Annotated in this window: 16 protein-coding genes and 4 tRNA genes; 8 read left to right on the forward strand and 12 right to left on the reverse strand. The window is 21.3% G+C overall.

Annotated features, from left to right (window positions below; all coding sequences use genetic code 11):
- Nucleotides 1–80 precede the first annotated feature (80 nt).
- Nucleotides 81–950 (reverse strand): diaminopimelate epimerase, encoded by an 870-nt coding sequence (gene dapF / locus RJU59_RS02320; protein ID WP_343155143.1) that lies wholly within the window; start codon nucleotides 948–950, stop codon nucleotides 81–83.
- Nucleotides 951–1,126: 176 nt separating this feature from the next.
- Between dapF and cyaY the strand changes: the two genes are divergently transcribed.
- From cyaY to RJU59_RS02470, 4 genes are read left to right on the forward strand one after another with little or no spacing between them, the layout of a single operon-like run.
- Nucleotides 1,127–1,462 carry an iron donor protein CyaY gene (gene cyaY / locus RJU59_RS02325; RefSeq protein ID WP_343128595.1) on the forward strand — a complete coding sequence of 112 codons (336 nt, stop codon included), beginning with the start codon at nucleotides 1,127–1,129 and terminating at the stop codon, nucleotides 1,460–1,462.
- A gap of 49 nt (nucleotides 1,463–1,511) precedes the next feature.
- Nucleotides 1,512–2,459, forward strand: a complete 948-nt coding sequence (gene hemC / locus RJU59_RS02330) for a hydroxymethylbilane synthase (RefSeq protein WP_343155333.1) — start codon at nucleotides 1,512–1,514, stop codon at nucleotides 2,457–2,459.
- The gene (locus tag RJU59_RS02335) at nucleotides 2,456–2,848 is read left to right on the forward strand and encodes a uroporphyrinogen-III synthase (RefSeq protein ID WP_343128596.1); all 393 of its coding nucleotides are present in this window, start codon (nucleotides 2,456–2,458) and stop codon (nucleotides 2,846–2,848) included. Before hemC ends, RJU59_RS02335 begins: the two co-directional genes overlap by 4 nt.
- Before the next feature lie 41 nt (nucleotides 2,849–2,889).
- On the forward strand, nucleotides 2,890–3,219 hold the full coding sequence (locus RJU59_RS02470) for a uroporphyrinogen-III synthase (protein WP_428994237.1): 330 nt from the start codon (nucleotides 2,890–2,892) through the stop codon (nucleotides 3,217–3,219).
- Here RJU59_RS02470 and RJU59_RS02340 read toward each other — a convergent pair.
- The 9 genes from RJU59_RS02340 to RJU59_RS02380 form a co-directional block, all read right to left on the reverse strand.
- Nucleotides 3,201–3,274, reverse strand: a tRNA-Pro gene (locus RJU59_RS02340). The genes RJU59_RS02470 and RJU59_RS02340 overlap by 19 nt on opposite strands.
- 17 nt (nucleotides 3,275–3,291) lie before the next feature.
- Nucleotides 3,292–3,364, reverse strand: a tRNA-His gene (locus RJU59_RS02345).
- A gap of 76 nt (nucleotides 3,365–3,440) precedes the next feature.
- Nucleotides 3,441–3,515, reverse strand: a tRNA-Arg gene (locus RJU59_RS02350).
- Between the two features lie 190 nt (nucleotides 3,516–3,705).
- Complete coding sequence (gene rho / locus RJU59_RS02355) at nucleotides 3,706–4,965, reverse strand: transcription termination factor Rho (RefSeq protein ID WP_343128597.1); 1,260 nt, start codon at nucleotides 4,963–4,965, stop codon at nucleotides 3,706–3,708.
- Nucleotides 4,966–5,187: 222 nt separating this feature from the next.
- On the reverse strand, nucleotides 5,188–5,529 hold the full coding sequence (trxA, locus tag RJU59_RS02360; protein ID WP_343128598.1) for a thioredoxin: 342 nt from the start codon (nucleotides 5,527–5,529) through the stop codon (nucleotides 5,188–5,190).
- A gap of 49 nt (nucleotides 5,530–5,578) precedes the next feature.
- Nucleotides 5,579–7,585, reverse strand: coding sequence for a UvrD-helicase domain-containing protein (locus RJU59_RS02365; protein WP_343155144.1), 2,007 nt, complete (start codon nucleotides 7,583–7,585; stop codon nucleotides 5,579–5,581).
- A 128-nt stretch (nucleotides 7,586–7,713) separates the two neighbouring features.
- The gene (ilvC, locus tag RJU59_RS02370) at nucleotides 7,714–9,183 is read right to left on the reverse strand and encodes a ketol-acid reductoisomerase (protein WP_343155145.1); all 1,470 of its coding nucleotides are present in this window, start codon (nucleotides 9,181–9,183) and stop codon (nucleotides 7,714–7,716) included.
- A 178-nt stretch (nucleotides 9,184–9,361) separates the two neighbouring features.
- Nucleotides 9,362–11,227, reverse strand: a complete 1,866-nt coding sequence (gene ilvD, locus RJU59_RS02375; protein WP_343155146.1) for a dihydroxy-acid dehydratase — start codon at nucleotides 11,225–11,227, stop codon at nucleotides 9,362–9,364.
- 183 nt (nucleotides 11,228–11,410) lie between these two features.
- A tRNA-Trp gene (locus tag RJU59_RS02380) sits at nucleotides 11,411–11,483 on the reverse strand.
- Nucleotides 11,484–11,739: 256 nt separating this feature from the next.
- Here RJU59_RS02380 and RJU59_RS02385 point away from each other — a divergent pair.
- The 4 genes from RJU59_RS02385 (at nucleotide 11,740) to RJU59_RS02400 (ending at nucleotide 14,389) form a co-directional block, all read left to right on the forward strand.
- Nucleotides 11,740–12,957: an IscS subfamily cysteine desulfurase gene (locus RJU59_RS02385; protein WP_343155147.1), complete on the forward strand. Its 1,218-nt coding sequence runs from the start codon at nucleotides 11,740–11,742 to the stop codon at nucleotides 12,955–12,957.
- Nucleotides 12,958–13,002: 45 nt separating this feature from the next.
- A complete protein-coding gene (gene iscU, locus RJU59_RS02390) occupies nucleotides 13,003–13,398 on the forward strand; it encodes a Fe-S cluster assembly scaffold IscU (protein ID WP_343128603.1) in 396 nt (131 codons plus the stop codon).
- Between the two features lie 102 nt (nucleotides 13,399–13,500).
- On the forward strand, nucleotides 13,501–13,992 hold the full coding sequence (gene hscB, locus RJU59_RS02395) for a Fe-S protein assembly co-chaperone HscB (protein ID WP_343155148.1): 492 nt from the start codon (nucleotides 13,501–13,503) through the stop codon (nucleotides 13,990–13,992).
- Nucleotides 13,993–14,050: 58 nt separating this feature from the next.
- On the forward strand, nucleotides 14,051–14,389 hold the full coding sequence (locus RJU59_RS02400) for a 2Fe-2S iron-sulfur cluster-binding protein (RefSeq protein WP_343128605.1): 339 nt from the start codon (nucleotides 14,051–14,053) through the stop codon (nucleotides 14,387–14,389).
- 9 nt (nucleotides 14,390–14,398) lie between these two features.
- Here RJU59_RS02400 and der read toward each other — a convergent pair whose 3' ends face one another.
- Entirely contained in the window at nucleotides 14,399–15,784 is a 1,386-nt protein-coding gene (gene der, locus RJU59_RS02405; protein ID WP_343155149.1) for a ribosome biogenesis GTPase Der, read from the reverse strand.
- A gap of 106 nt (nucleotides 15,785–15,890) precedes the next feature.
- Nucleotides 15,891–16,481 carry a tetratricopeptide repeat protein gene (locus RJU59_RS02410; RefSeq protein WP_343155150.1) on the reverse strand — a complete coding sequence of 197 codons (591 nt, stop codon included), beginning with the start codon at nucleotides 16,479–16,481 and terminating at the stop codon, nucleotides 15,891–15,893.
- Nucleotides 16,482–16,937 lie beyond the last annotated feature (456 nt).

Here is a 16,937-nt window from a genome sequence, read left to right on the forward strand (position 1 = left end):
CTTCCAAATAATTATAATAAATTTTTTATTTATTTTTTTATGAAAAAATTAAACATTATTATTATAATAATTAAATAATTTTATAAATAAAAAAATCCTTTATATACCATACTAGCTGGACCAATCATATATAAGGAATAGGGTTCACCATTCCATAATATATTTAAATCTCCTCCTTTTAAACTCACTCTTACTGTTTTATTTAAAAAATTATTTAAAATTCCTATTGCTACAGAAGCACATGCACCACTACCACAAGATAAAGTTTCTCCTACACCTCTTTCATATACTCGTAATTTTATATTATTTCGGTCAATTATTTCTACAAAATTAACATTTACTCCTTTTGGAAAATAAATATTTTCGTTAAAAAATTTACCAATAATATCTATTTTAATTCTATTTATATCTTTTACTAAAATAACACAATGAGGATTTCCCATAGATACAACATAAAAATGAATTTTTTTGTTATTAAATTGAATAAAATACTTTTTTTTATCTTGATTAATTTGAAAAGGTATTAATTCATTTTTAAAAATAGGAATTCCCATATTAACTTTTATGTTATTTTTATCAAAAAACTCTAAAAACATAATAGATTTTTTTGTACTAACACAAATTTTTTTCTTACTGCTAACATTTTCTATAAAAATAAATTTTGCGATACATCTCACTCCGTTTCCACATTGATATACTTCTTTACCATTTGAATTAAATATACGATAGAAAAAATCTATATTTTTTATTTTTGAGTTTTCCAATAATAAAAATTGATCAAATCCAATTCCTGTATTTCTATTAGAAAGATTTTTAATTGTTACATTAGAAAAAAAATTATTATTTTTAATATTGTTAATAACAACAAAATCATTTCCTGTTCCATGCATCTTAGAAAAATATATTTTTTTTTTATTATTTTTCAAAGATGTTTTTTTACTAATAATCATCTTTTATCTCTTATTAATTGTTAATATTAAAATCATTATAAAACATATTTCATATACTATTTATCTATACCTGTGTTATATTATATTTTGTTATATTACATATTTTATTAAAATTTAAAAAATATTTCATCTAATACTATTTAAAAAATTTTACATTAAAAATTAAGTTATTAAATATGAACAATACATGTGTAATAAAAAAAAATAATTTTAATAAATTATTTTTAGAAATAACATTAAAAATAGAAAAAATAATAGATGATTATTCAGGAAATAAAAATCTAGATTATGAAATGAACCAAAATATTTTCACAATCTTTATTAATGAGAAAAAAATTATTATTAATAAACAAGAATATTTACAACAAATATGGATGGCAACAACAAAACAAGGTTATCATTTTGCATTAAAAAAAAAAAAATGGATTTGTATTAGAAATAATATAAATATTTGGGTTTTATTAAAAAAAATATTTAAAAAAGAACTACAAGAAGATATCATCACAATATAATATTTTTAAAAAATTAATTTTTTATTAAAAATATATAATCAACTTTAAAATATTTTATACAATGTTAAAAATAATTACTAGAAAAAGCCCTTTAGCTTTAGCACAAACTAAATATGTACAAAAAAAATTATATTGTATTAATCCTAAATTAAAAATTCAGTTAATTCCGATTCAAACCAAAGGAGATATAATTTTTAAAAAATTCAAAAAAAATTATATTGACACTAAAAGATTATTTGTAGAAGAATTAGAAATAGCTTTACTACAAAATAAAGCAGATATTGCAATTCATTCCACTAAAGATATGCCTATACAAATGCATCCCAAACTAATCTTATCAGGAATCTGTAAGCGAGAAAATCCTTTAGATGCATTTGTATCAAATAAATATCAAACATTGCAGGAATTACCACAAGGATCAGTTATTGGAACATCCAGCGCAAGAAGAAAATGTCAATTATTATTTTTAAGACCTGATTTATTAATTACACCTATACGAGGTAATATAGAAACTAGATTAAAAAAATTAGATCAAGGAAAATATGATGCAATCATTTTAGCTGTAGCAGGATTAAAAAGATTAAAATTAAAATGTCGAATTAATGAAATAATTAGTCCTACAATATTATTACCATCTTGTGGACAAGGATCAATAGGCATTCAATCTAAATTAGATGACAATAAAATAAATTTTTTAATAAAAAAAATAAATCATAAAAAAAGTTATTTACGTACATTAGCAGAAAGATCATTTTGTAAAAAAATAGGTTCTAGTTGCCAATTTCCAATAGGAAGTTTTGCTATTTTAAAAAAAAATAAATTGTTTCTTCGAGGATTAATAGGATCTCCTAACGGAGAAAATATTATAAAAGGAGAAAAAATAGGAAATTTTTTTGAAGCAAAAAAAATTGGGAAACATTTAGCAAAAGAAATTCTTAATAAAGGCGCAAAAAAAATAGTTGACAATTTTTTAAAAACAAAAAAAAAATCACAATGAATATTTTAATTGTTCGACCTATTTTAGATGCAAAAATTTTAATGAAAAAATTTTTGAAAAAAGGTATCAAAAGTCATATTTTTCCAATTATTTCATTTAAAAAAGGAAAAGAAATAAATATTTTGCCAAAAATAATAAAAAATTTACCACAAAAAAGTATAATTATTTTTGTTTCTAAACAAGCTATAAAATATACATTAAGTATATTACAAGAAAAAAAAATTAAATTTCCTAAAAAATTATATTTTTATACTATTGGTTATCATTCATCCTTAATATTAAAAAAATATGTTCCTTATCCAGTAAAATATCCTAAAAAAAAAGAAAATAGTGAAGAATTATTAAAAATATTAATATTAAAAAAAAATATTAAAAAAAAAAAATACTGATATTAAAAGGAAATAATGGAAATACATTATTACAAAAAAAATTGGAAAAATATGGATGTGATGTAAGTATATTAGAATGCTATCAACAAGTTTTTCACTCTTATACAAAAATAAAAAATAAAAAAATAGATTTTTCAAAAATTGATACATTAATTGTTACTAGTAATAATATACTAATACATTTATATAATTTATTTTATAAAAAAAATAAAATTAGTTGGTTATTAAATTGCAAAATTTTTTGTATTGGTTTAAACATGAAGGAAAAAGCCAAAAAATTGGGATGGAAAAAAATATATTTTTTGAAATATTCAAATAATGAATTTATTTATAAAAAAATACTATACTTTTTTCGGCGAAAGAGGATTTGAACCTCTGACCTACTGGTCCCAAACCAGTTGCGCTACCAAGCTGCGCTATTCGCCGTTTTAATAAAAATTTTGGGTGGTTAATGGGATTTGAACCCATGACCACTGGAATCACAATCCAGAGCTCTACCAACTGAGCTATAACCACCATTATATAATATTATATCTGTACATATCAAAATATAATTATTAAAAAAATAAAAATTACAAAATTAAAAATATTTTGCGCTTGTCAGGATTCGAACCTGAGACATATACCTTCGAAGGGTATCGCTCTATCCAGACTGAGCTACAAGCGCGTATTAGTGATTCATTTTTTATTTTTTATAATATAATTTTATTAAATTTTTATAAATTAAAAAAATTATTTTGTAATTAAAAAATTTAAAAAATTGTTTTTTTTTAAATAATTATTTACATTATACGATAAAATTTTTAATAATCAAATATATATTTATAATATTTAAAAAAATTAAATTTTAAAAATAATTAGGCTCTTTTCATCATATCAAAAAATTCATCATTTGTTTTTGTCATAGCTAATTTATTAATTAAAAATTCCATTGCATCTATTTCGGTCATAGGATGTATAATTTTTCTCAAAATCCACATTTTTTGTAATTCTTCCGGAATAGTTAATAATTCTTCTTTTCTTGTACCTGATCTATTATAATCAATTGCTGGAAAAACTCTTTTTTCTGCAATTTTTCTAGACAATGGTAATTCCATATTTCCAGTACCTTTAAATTCTTCATATATAACTTCATCCATTTTAGAACCTGTATCAATTAAAGCAGTAGCAATAATAGTTAAACTACCACCTTCTTCTACATTTCTCGCAGCTCCAAAAAATCTTTTCGGTCGATGTAATGCATTTGCATCTACACCTCCTGTCAGTACTTTTCCTGAAGCAGGTACAACAGTATTATATGCTCTAGCCAATCGAGTAATAGAATCTAATAATATTATTACATCTTTTTTATGTTCTACTAATCTTTTAGCTTTTTCTATAACCATTTCAGCTACTTGCACATGTCTAGAAGCAGGTTCATCAAATGTAGATGCTACTACTTCTCCTTTTACCAATCTTTGCATTTCTGTAACTTCTTCAGGTCTTTCATCAATCAAAAGAACCATTAAAACACAGTCAGGATGATTGTATGCAATACTTTGAGCAATATTTTGTAATAAAATAGTTTTTCCTGCTTTAGGAGGTGCTACTATTAAACCTCTTTGACCTCTTCCAATAGGAGAAGCTAAATCTAATACTCTTGCTGTTAAATCTTCTGTAGATCCATTACCTCTTTCCATTCTAAGTCTTGAATTAGCATGCAATGGAGTTAAATTTTCAAACAGAATTTTGCTTCTAGCATTTTCTGGTTTATCATAATTAACTTTATTAACTTTTAAAAGTGCAAAATATCGCTCCCCTTCTTTTGGAGGACGTATTTTTCCTGATATAGTATCTCCTGTTCGTAAATTAAATCTTCTTATTTGACTAGGAGACACATAAATATCGTCAGGTCCAGCTAAATAAGAACTATCTGCTGATCGAAGAAATCCAAATCCATCTTGTAAAATTTCTAAAACTCCATTTCCAAAAATATCTTCTCCGCTTTTAGAATGTTGCTTTAAAATTGCAAAAATAATGTCTTGTTTACGCATACGCGCTAAATTTTCCAATCCCATTTGTTCGCCAAGAATTATAAGTTCAGAAACTGGTGTATTTTTAAGCTCGGTAAGATTCATAATGGTGGGGTTCATGTTTAACTTGAAATATTTTTTTTGAAATGCGATTAAATGCAGTAAAATATAAAAAAATTTTTTTAAATTTTTAATATTTTGTTAATTTAAAAATATATGTAAAAATAATATATTTATTTTGAATAAAAAATTTTATATTGATGTGACAATAATATATTATTTATTGTATAAAATCTATTATTTTTAACATATTAAAAATATTTTATATTATATAGACAGTTCTTTTATATGAAGATTTAAAAACTCTTCTAACTCAAAAATAGATATTGATCCAACTTTAGTAGCTATTAAATTAGACTTATGGAATAATAATAAAGTAGGTATTCCTCTAATAGAATATTTAGGTGCCGTATTGGGATTTTCATCAATATTAATTTTATAAAATATTACTTTTTCTTTATATTTTATAGATATTTCTTCTAATATAGGCATTAGTACCTTACATGGATTGCACCAATCTGCCCAAAAATCAACTAATACTAACTTTTTTTCTTCTGTGATTTTTTCAGAAAAATTTTTATCCGATATCTTATAAATATTTGTATTCATTTTTTTTCCTTACAAAAATTAATTCATAAATTTGAATATTAAATACTTTCTAATTTAATAGTTTTTTTATTTTGTTAATATTTTTTTTATTTTTTATAAAACAATTATTTTTAATGTATTCATTTTTTTTAATAAAAACAATATCTTTTTTTGGTAATTCATTAATAAACCTGCTAGGTAAAGAACATTGATTGTGTCCAAAAATAGTACGATTTTTAGAATAAGTTAAAAATAATTGTTTTTTTGCTCTAGTAATTCCTACGTATGCTAATCTTCTCTCCTCTTCAATATTATTGTTTTGTATACTAATATAATGTGGAAGAATATTTTCTTCCATACCTACTATAAAAACAAAATTAAATTCTAAACCTTTCGAAGCATGTAAAGTCATTAATGTAACTCTATTTTTTATTTCATCTATACTAATAGAAAGTGAATCATTTGATACATGAATTAAAATATTTGATAATATATGTGATAAATTACATTTTCTATTTTTTTGTATCTCTTTTTTACATATATCATAAAATATTTTTTCAAAAAATATTACATTTTTCCAAATTGTATCAAATTTAAATTTATTATCACAATTTTTTTGTATCCAATTTTTATAATTTATTTCTAATATAATTTTTTTTAATATTTTATGTACATCATAAGTAGAAATTTTTTTTATCCAAGTACAAAATCTAGATAAACGATCAAAAATTTTTACACTCAAAATTTTTTTAAAATTTACATTCGTACTAGCATTATATAAACTGCAATTATTTTCTTTAGCAAAATTTTTCAATTTTAATAAAGTTGTTTTTCCTATTAATCTTGAAGGTACATTGACAATTTTTAAAAATGCAACATCATCATAAAAATTTGCAATAAATCTAATATAATACGTTAATATTTTTATTTCATAAAAATTAAAAATAGAAGTATTTCCATAAATTACATAAGGTATTTTTTTTTCAACAAAAATTTTTTCAAATATTTTAGATTGATAATTATTCCTGTATAAAATTGCATATTCTCCATAATAACTTTTACTCGCTATTTTATGCGAATTAATCTCATTAATTACTGTTAATACTTCATCAGTCTCATTTTCTGCTATAAATATTTTTGCACAAAAATTACTATGTATATTAGAAAACATTTTTTTTTTAAAAAAATGCATATTATTAGAAATCAAAGTATTTGCAATATTTAAAATTCTCTTAGAAGATCGATAATTTTCTTCTAAAAATATTATTTTTATTTTAGGAAAATCTTTTTTTATTAAATGTATATTTTTAGGATCTGAACCTCTCCAAGAATAAATTGATTGATCATCATCACCGACTAAAGTAAAATTGTTTTTTTGAGTCAACATTGTAATTAATTTGTACTGATTACGATTAGTATCCTGATATTCATCTACTAATAAATAACTTATTTTATTTTTCCAATACATTCGAAAATTAAAATTTTTTTTCAATAATAAAACAGTAAAAAAAACTAAATCATCAAAATCTAAAGAATGTATTTTATTTAAATATTTTTCATACAGTGAATAACAATATAAAAAATCTTTCTGATGATTATATTTTCTCGATAAATAAGCATTTTTATAATCTAATAAGTTATTTTTTAAACTAGATATAAAAAAAATTAGTTTATTAATTAAATTAGAATCTTGAAATAAAACAGATCTTGTAATATTTTTTAAAATTTTTTTTTTATCATTTTCATTTATAATAGAAAAATTAGATTTTTTTTCAATAAGATTTATTCCTGATTGTATTATTTTTAAACCAAGTGCATGAAAAGTAGTTACTAAAACTTTAGACATAGAATGATTTACGATAAAATCATTACATATACGATCTTGCATTTCTTTTGCTGCTTTATTAGTAAAAGTAATAGCTAAAATTTTACTAGGATTATAGTTACATTTATTTATTAAATAATATATTTTTTCAGTAATAACTTTTGTTTTTCCTGATCCAGCTCCAGCTAATACTAAACAAGGTCGATGTATAGTTTTTATTACATTTTTTTGCTGTACATTTAAATTATTCATCATAATAATTTTTTTTGAAAAATATTTAAAAATAGTAATATATATTGCACAAAATAAATAATATTGTATATTTTTCTACATGAATATACAATATTTTTAAAATTTTATAAAAAAATTGTTAAAAAAAGTTAATTATTTTTTGTCTTCTTCATATAAGAACGTAATTTCTTTCCAACAATTTCAATAGGATGATTTCTAATATTTTCATTTATATTTTTTAAAGTACTATTATCTATGTTAGAATAATCACAATCAGAAATTTTTTGTAATTCATCTAAATTTAAATTTTGAAAAAATGGTTTCAATAATGGAATAGCTTTTTCTGTAAAAATATAGTTTCCATATTCCGCAGTATCAGATATTACAATATTCATTTCATATAATCTTTTTCTTGCTATTGTATTGGCAATTAATGGTAATTCATGTAATGATTCATAATACGCAGATTCCTCTAAAATTCCTGATTCTGTCATTATTTCAAAAGCAAGTTCAATTCCTGATTTTAATATTGCTGCCATCACTATACCATTTTTAAAATATTCTTCTTCATTAATATCTATTTTAGAATATATAGCTTTCTCAAATAAAGAATTTTTAGTTTTTTTTCTCCAAAAAATTAATTTCTGATCATTGTTATTCCAATCTTGAATCATTTTTTTAGAAAATTCACCTGATAAAATTTCATCCATATGATATTCAAAAAGAGGTCTCAAAATTTTTTTCAATTGTACAGATAAAGAACATATTTTTATTTTAGATGCATTATGAAATCTATCCATCATTAAAGTTATACCTCCTTTTTTTAAAGATTCTGTTAATATTTCCCATCCTTTTTGAATAATATTTACAGAATATTTTGAATTTCTTCCATTTTGAATCAATTTTTTATAATATAATAAAGAAGCAGATTGTAACATTCCACATAAAATAGTTTGCTCTCCCATCAAATCAGATTTAACTTCTGCTGAAAAAGAAGATTCTAGTACTCCTGCTTTATCACTTCCAATGGAATGAGCCCATGATTTTGCTACCGATAATCCTATTGAATATGGATCATTTTTTTCATGTACTGCTATTAATGTAGGAACTCCAAATCCTTTTTTATATTCTTCACGAACTTCAGTTCCTGGGCATTTTGGAGCTACCATAATAACTGTAATATCACTTCGAATTTTTTGACCCATTTCAATAATATTAAAACCATGAGAATATCCTAAAACCGATTTTTTTTTCATGAAAGGAATAATTTCTTGTATTACTTTGGAGTGCTGTTTATCTGGAGTTAAATTTATTACTAAATCCGCTGTTGGAATAACTTCTTTATATGTTCCAATAAGAAAATTATTTTTAATAGCATTATTCCAAGATAAATTTTTTTTTGCAATTGAAGATCTTCGTAATGCAAAAGTTACATTTAAACCTGAATCTCTCATATTTAATCCTTGATTTAGTCCTTGAGAACCACAACCAATAATTACAATATTCTTATTGATAAGAAAATTTTTAGATTCTTTAAATTCTCTTTTTTTCATAAATCGACATTTTCTTAATTGAATTAATTTTTGTCTAAAATTTAATTTATTAAAATAATTATTCATCTATTAAACCTTTGGATAAATTAAAATTTACAAGCGTATAAAAACTAAATTTATTTTTTTAACAAAAACATTTTTTAAAAAATATTTTTATTTTTTTTATTAATTTATAAATTTAATATGTATTAAAAATTTTTTTATCAAATAAAAAATTTATTTTACCAAATATTAGTACTAAAAATTACAAAACTAGATCAACTTTATTTATATCTCTTACAGCTCCTTTATCAGCACTAGTAGCAAAAAAAGCATAATTTTTTAAAGCATAAGATACTTTTCTATTTCTTTTAATAGGTTTATAAGCATTAACACCTTTATTTATTTCATTTTTCATTCTTATTTTTATTTCTTCTTCGTTTATATTTAAAGTAATTTTTCTATTAGGAATATCAATAATTATATTATCGCCGTTTTGTACCAATGCAATTAATCCTCGACTAGAAGCTTCAGGCGAAATATGTCCAATAGATAATCCGGCAGTACCTCCAGAAAAACGACCGTCTGTAATCAGAGCACATTGTTTATCTAAACCTACAGATTTTAAATAAGTAGTAGGATATAACATTTCTTGCATTCCAGGACCTCCTTTTGGTCCTTCATATCTAATTACAATAATATCTCCAGAAATAATTTTTTTATTTAAAATTGATTTTACTGCTTCTTCTTGACTTTCATATACCTTTGCAGTGCCGCTAAAAAAAAGAATATCTTTATCTACACCTGCAGTTTTTACTACACAACCATTTTTAGCTAAATTACCGTATAAAATTGCTAATCCTCCATCAGAACTATAAGCGTTTTTACAAGATCTAATACATCCTTTAATCCGATCAAGATCTAAGCTTTTCCATTCACAAGATTGAGAAAAAGCTTTAACTGTTCTTTCTCCTTTAGGAGCAGCAAGATACATTTTTTTAATATTTTTATCATCTGTTACAGTTATATCATATTCTTGTAAAGTCTGTAATAAAGTATTATGTAAAACATTTTTTACATTAGTAAATATTAATTTTTTTTTGTTTAATTCATTCAAGATTCCTATAACACCTCCTGCTCTATGAAAATCTTCTATATGATATAAATTAGTACTAGGAGATAATTTACAAATATTCGGTATTTTTCTGGATAAAATATCTATATCACTCATTTTAAAATCAATATTTCCTTCTTGTGCAGCAGCTAATAAATGTAAAATAGTATTTGTAGATCCACCCATTGCTATATCTACACACATAGCGTTTTTAAAAGATTGAATATTAGCAATTGATCTTGGAAGAACTGAATAATCGTTCTGTTCATAAAATTGTTTAGTTAGTTCAACAATTTTTTTACTAGATTCAACAATTAATTTTTTTCGAATTTTATGCGTTGCTAATATTGTTCCATTACCTGGTAAAGCTAAACCTATAGCTTCCATTAAACAATTCATAGAATTTGCTGTAAACATTCCAGAACAAGAACCACAAGTAGGACAAGAAGATAATTCGATTTTTTTTACAAATTTATCACTGATATTTTTATTCGCACTATTAGAAATCGCATCCACTAAATCTAATTTAATAATTTTATTATTTTTTTCATCCGAAAATATTTTTCCTGCTTCCATTGGACCTCCGGAAACAAAAATAGTTGGAATATTTATTCGTAATGCAGCCATAAACATTCCTGGAGTTATCTTATCACAATTAGATATACAAATCATGGCATCAGCACAATGTGCATTAACCATATATTCTACTGAATCTGCAATCAAATCTCGAGAAGGAAGAGAATACAACATTCCAGAATGACCCATTGCAATTCCATCATCAATAGCTATTGTATTAAATTCTTTTGCTACTCCTCCAAATTCTTTTATCTTTTTACAAACAATTCTACCTATTTCATTCAAATGTATATGACCTGGAACAAATTCTGAAAAAGAATTTACAACCGCAATAATTGGTTTTTTAAAATCTTTTTCTATCATCCCTGTAGCTCTCCATAATGCACGAGCTCCTGCCATATTTCTTCCTTCTGTAGTAATTTTAGATCGAAATTTAGGCATGTATAATTTATCCTATACAATATATTTTTTTAAAATTATAAAAATATCTTTTAATAAATATTTTAAGAAAAAATAACAGAAAGGTTGATTGTTACAAATAAAAAAATTTTAATTTTATTATTTAAATATTTTTAATAATTAGGATTTTAAAAATAAAGAATTTTATTGAATTAATAAGATTTTCAGGGATGGAGGGACTTGAACCCACAACTTTCGGTTTTGGAGACCGATGCTCTACCAATTGAACTACATCCCTATTTTTGATTTTATATTTTTTAGAGTTAATAAATTTTATTTTTTTAAAATTATAAAATTTTAAAAAATAAAAAGTAATGTATAATTTTAAATACATGTATTTTTTTATTTTTAATATACTACATTAGTTTTTTAATTTAGTAAAATATATTTAAAATGTTTATAAGAAAAATAATTTTTTCAAAAAATCAAAATTGTTAATATTTTTTATTAATTATTTCTTTTCTTTTATTTAATACTCTTAAATGGAATAAAAAATGAAACTACCAATTTATTTGGATTATGCTGCAACTACCCCAACAGACCCTATCGTAGTTAAAGAAATGTTAAAATATTTAAAAATCAAAAATAATAAATTCGGAAATGCATCTTCTCGTTCGCATAAATTTGGTTGGATTGCAGAAGAATGTGTAGAAAATGCAAGACAAAAAATAGCGGATTTTTTTCATGCGGATTATCGAGAAATTACATTTACTTCAGGAGCAACAGAATCAAATAATCTAGCAATAAAAGGATGTGCTTTATTTTATAAAAATAGAGGAAAACATATTATTACAACATTAATAGAACATAAATCAGTTCTAGATAGTTGTCGATATCTTGAAAGTTTAGGTTTTAGGATAACATATTTAAAACCATTAAAAAATGGATTAATTGATTTAAAAGAAATAGAAAAAAAAATTTGTTCCGATACAATTTTAATTTCTATTATGCATGTAAATAATGAAATTGGAATCATTCAAAACATCAATTCAATTAGTAAAATATGTAAAAATAAAAAAATATTTTTTCATGTTGATGCTACTCAAAGTATAGGTAAAATTAAACTTGATCTACGAAAAGTACACATCGATTTACTTTCCTTTTCTTCACATAAAATTTACGGACCAAAAGGAATAGGAGGTTTATATATAAAAAGAAAACCTAGAATACGTTTAGTTCCACAAATACATGGAGGAGGGCATGAAAGAGGTTTTAGATCAGGAACATTAGCAGTACATCAAATAATGGGAATGAGTAAAGCATTTGAAATATGTAAAAAAGAAATGGATAATGAAAATAAAAAAATAATATCTTTAAGAAAATATTTCTGGAAAAAATTAAAAGATATAGAAGAAATTTATTTAAATAGCCCTTTTGATTTATGTGTACCAAATATTATAAATATTAGTTTTAATTATATAGAAGGAGAATCTTTAATTATGGCATTAAAAGATCTTGCTGTATCTTCTGGATCAGCTTGTACCTCAGCTAGTTTAGAACCTTCTTATGTATTACATGCTTTAGGAATCAAAGATGATTTAGCTCATAGTTCTATTAGATTTTCTATTGGTCGTTTTACTCAAAAAAAAGAAATTCGTTACGCAATCCAATTACTCCATAAATCAATAAAAAAATTAAGAAATATTTCCCCATTATGGGAAATGTATCAACAAGGAATAGATTTAAATTCTGTTAATTGGAATCAAAAATAAATAATTTAATTATTTTATTAATAAAAAATTAACAAGGAAAATAACATGTCGTACAGTAAAAAAGTATTAGAACATTATGAAAATCCTAAAAATGTAGGTACGTTTCAAAATTCTGAATCTGATCAAACAATCGGTACTAGTTTAGTTGGAGCACCTTCTTGTGGAGATGTAATGAAATTACAGATAAAAGTTAATAAAACAGGTGTAATAGAAGATGCTTGTTTTAAAACTTACGGTTGTGGATCTGCTATTGCATCTAGTTCCTTAATGACAGAATGGGTTAAAGGAAAATCTTTAAATCAAGCGCTAAAAATAAAAAATACAGAAATAGTTAAAGAATTATCTTTACCTCCTGTAAAAATTCATTGTTCAATATTAGCTGAAGATGCTATTAAAGAAGCTATTAAAGATTATAAAAAAAAAAATAATTTATCTAAGTAATATTTTTATTTTTAAAAAATGCAAGAGATGTGTTAAATTTGATATTTTAACACATCATATACAATTAAAAAAAATATATATGTTAATTGGAATAATTACTATATGAATTACTTTATTTTATTTAATTTACCCGAAATATTTAATTTAAAAAAAAAAAAAATCAAACAAAAATTTTATACACTTCAGAAAAAATATCATCCTGATTTTCATATAAATACAAAAAATCATGAAAAATATATAAAAAAATCAATAGAAATTAATAAAGGGTATAAAACATTAATTAATCCATTAAAAAGAATTGAACATTTATTGTCATTAAATATAAATTACAATTTGTATAATAAAAAAAACAAATGCGATAATGAAATAATAAAATTTCAATTTAATTTATACGAAAAATTTGAATACTATAAAAAAAAAAACAATCATACCATGCTAAAAAATTTTTTAGACAAAATCAATAAGTTAGAAAATTCTTTGTTTAATAAAATAGAAAAAAATATTAAAAAAAAAAATTGGGAAAAATCAATATTTTTGTTAAAATATATAAAATTTATTAATACTTTTCAAATATTTGTAAAAAAAAATATTTAATACGTTATTAATTCAAAAAACAAAAAAATAAAAAATTAAATTTTAGGAATAATAAAATATGGTTTACATTTTATTTATCATACATAAAAAAAAAAAAATATTAAAAAAAAGAATTCAATCGTTTCCAGGAGAATCTATTTTGGATGCAGCATTAAGAAACAATATATATATTGAACACGCTTGTGAAAAATCTTGTGCATGTACTACTTGTCATTGTTATATCATTAAAGGATCTAATACTATTTCTGTATGTCAAGAAAAAGAAGAAGATGCATTGGATAAAGCATGGAACTTACAAGAAAATAGTAGATTAACTTGTCAAGCAAAAGTAGGTAATGAAAATATTGAAGTAGAAATACCTTATTATTCAATTAACTATTCTGATTCAAATAAATAATTTTTTTATTTATTTAACATAAGGATTTTTTGTTTCTCGAAAAATTATTTTTAAATGAACACCAGTTAAATTTAATAATTCTTTAAAAGAATTTAATAAATATTTTTTATATGTATTATCAATATAATTTAATTTATTTCCATGTATGACAATTATTTGAGAATTTTTAAATATATTTTTATTTTTTTCAGGATGTGCAAATTTTAATTTACTTCTTTGTCCTTTTTGAATAGGTGGTTTATGTTTTTTAATAATTTTATGCAAAATATTTGTTAAAAAAGAAGAATTAAATTTTAATTGCAAAGAATGATAAGTTTTTTCTATAGATTGAAATATTTTATTAATATTTAAATTTTTTAAACAGGATATAAAATGTATATCAAAAAATTTAATGAATTTAATTTTAGAAATAATATTATTTCGAATTTTTTTTTTGTTTTTTTTGTCTACTAAATCCCATTTATTTATTATAATAATAATTGATTTTTCTAATTCTTCTATTTTTCTTAAAATAGTTAAATCTTGTTTAGATATTTCTTCTTGTGAATTAAAAATCAATAAAATTAATTCACATTTTTTTACTGTTTGAATCGTTTTTTGTACAGATACTTTTTCTATACTATTCATATTTATTTTTTTTTTTCTAATTCCTGCTGTATCAAAAATACTATAATATTTTTTTTTGTACTGAAATAATACATGAATACTATCTCGTGTTGTTTCAGGAATATTAGAAGTAATTAGTCTATTCTCGTTAATAATCTTATTAATAAATGTAGATTTACCAACATTTGGTTTTCCAATAACTCCAATTGTTATTTTATTTTTTGTTATTTCTTCTTTTTTTACATTATCTATATTTTCTTTATTTTTTTTATTTTTTATATCAATATTTTTATGAATTTGTTTTAAACAAATATTTAACAAAATTTTAATTCCAATACCTTTCTTGGCAGAAATAAAATGAGTTTGATTGAATCCTAAACTAAAAAAATAAGATGAAATAGAATTTATATCAACTTTATCTACTTGATTTACTATTAAAAATATTTCTTTACTGCTTTTTCGTAATTTTTTCGCAATTTTTATATCTTGAAAAGTTAATTTATTTTTTGCATTAACTATAAAAAATACAATATCAGATTCTGCAATTGCTAATTTTGTTTGTTCATATATTTTATTATTAATAACATTACATTTTTTATTTTGTAATATTATTCCTGGAGTATCGATTAATTTAATTTTATGATTGGAAATGACACAAGTACCATAATTTCTATCTCTAGTAGTATTTTTAATATTTGATACTATAGCAATATTATTGTTTAAAATCCTATTAAACAATGTAGATTTACCTACATTAGAACTTCCAATTAAAGAAATAATTAATTTCATATTAATACTCTTGATTTTTATTCGTTAAATTTATAAAATTAAATAATATTATTTATTAATAATGAGAATATTATAATTTATTTTTTATAAAATTTTTAATAAATTACTAAAAATATGCGATTTTAATTTTTAATATATCTTGACTCAATTTTTCTTTTTCTAACTGTAAACTCATTTTCCAAAATTTAATGGCTTTCTCCTGTTTACCTAAAATTAAAAAAATATCTCCTTTTATATTATAAATATATTTTTGAAAATTTTGATCAGAAATTTTTTCTAATGTATTTAAAGAATTATTTAATTCTTTATTTTCAATTTGTATTTCCGATATCTTAATGAGTAATAAATTCTTTAAAAAATTATCTTTAACATATATTAACTGATTTTTTAACAATATAATTGATTTTTTTAATTTTTTATGTGCAATGTAATAATTACATAATTTTAAATAAGAAAAAAATGTATTGATATTATCATTTTTTTTTTTTAAATATGTTTTTTTTAATTTATTAAAAAAAATATTTTCATCATTTTTTAATTTTTTAAAAGAAATATTATTTTTTATACAATAAATTTTATTATAAAAAATTATATTTTGTGTACTTATGGTATTTTCATAATTTTTATTAAAAAATATTATTATAATTATAAAAAATAATATGATAAAAACCATTATACATTTTTTTTTTTTTTTCATTTTTTTCATTTTTTTATTTTATTAAAATTATATTTTTTAATTTTTTTGAATATTTTTGTAATTTTAAAATAATTATAATATAATTTTTTTAACAAAATATATATTTATCATAAATAAATAAAAAATATTTTTTATTGTTTATTTTTTTACTATTATTATTATTTTTTTTATTTGTAATTAAAAAATGATTTTTTATAAAAAATTTATATTTTATAATAAGATAAAAAATAATAATAATTAATATTATAATTTTTTAAAAAAAATGTAAATAAACACATTATTTTATTTATTTTCAGAACAAACTTATTTTATTAATATTTTTAAAAAAATATTAAAAAGTATTGAAATAAAAAATATATATAAAAACAAAAAAAATAAATAATAATTTACATTGAAAAAATGTAAAATTAAATATTTTTACTTCATGCATTTTTTTAATTTTGTAAAGGATTATTC

The organism is Buchnera aphidicola (Kurisakia onigurumii) (assembly GCF_039394605.1).
GTDB classification, from domain to species: Bacteria; Pseudomonadota; Gammaproteobacteria; order Enterobacterales; family Enterobacteriaceae; genus Buchnera_I; species Buchnera_I aphidicola_B.

What these genes read in the sequence shown, in the direction of transcription:
- dapF (WP_343155143.1), bottom strand. Translation starts at nt 950, where the DNA reads ATGATTATTAGTAAAAAAACATCTTTGAAAAATAATAAAAAAAAAATA.
- cyaY (WP_343128595.1), top strand. Translation starts at nt 1,127, where the DNA reads ATGAACAATACATGTGTAATAAAAAAAAATAATTTTAATAAATTATTT.
- RJU59_RS02335 (WP_343128596.1), top strand. Translation starts at nt 2,456, where the DNA reads ATGAATATTTTAATTGTTCGACCTATTTTAGATGCAAAAATTTTAATG.
- rho (WP_343128597.1), bottom strand. Translation starts at nt 4,965, where the DNA reads ATGAATCTTACCGAGCTTAAAAATACACCAGTTTCTGAACTTATAATT.
- trxA (WP_343128598.1), bottom strand. Translation starts at nt 5,529, where the DNA reads ATGAATACAAATATTTATAAGATATCGGATAAAAATTTTTCTGAAAAA.
- RJU59_RS02365 (WP_343155144.1), bottom strand. Translation starts at nt 7,585, where the DNA reads ATGAATAATTTAAATGTACAGCAAAAAAATGTAATAAAAACTATACAT.
- ilvC (WP_343155145.1), bottom strand. Translation starts at nt 9,183, where the DNA reads ATGAATAATTATTTTAATAAATTAAATTTTAGACAAAAATTAATTCAA.
- ilvD (WP_343155146.1), bottom strand. Translation starts at nt 11,227, where the DNA reads ATGCCTAAATTTCGATCTAAAATTACTACAGAAGGAAGAAATATGGCA.
- RJU59_RS02385 (WP_343155147.1), top strand. Translation starts at nt 11,740, where the DNA reads ATGAAACTACCAATTTATTTGGATTATGCTGCAACTACCCCAACAGAC.
- iscU (WP_343128603.1), top strand. Translation starts at nt 13,003, where the DNA reads ATGTCGTACAGTAAAAAAGTATTAGAACATTATGAAAATCCTAAAAAT.
- hscB (WP_343155148.1), top strand. Translation starts at nt 13,501, where the DNA reads ATGAATTACTTTATTTTATTTAATTTACCCGAAATATTTAATTTAAAA.
- RJU59_RS02400 (WP_343128605.1), top strand. Translation starts at nt 14,051, where the DNA reads ATGGTTTACATTTTATTTATCATACATAAAAAAAAAAAAATATTAAAA.
- der (WP_343155149.1), bottom strand. Translation starts at nt 15,784, where the DNA reads ATGAAATTAATTATTTCTTTAATTGGAAGTTCTAATGTAGGTAAATCT.
- RJU59_RS02410 (WP_343155150.1), bottom strand. Translation starts at nt 16,481, where the DNA reads ATGAAAAAAAAAAAAAAATGTATAATGGTTTTTATCATATTATTTTTT.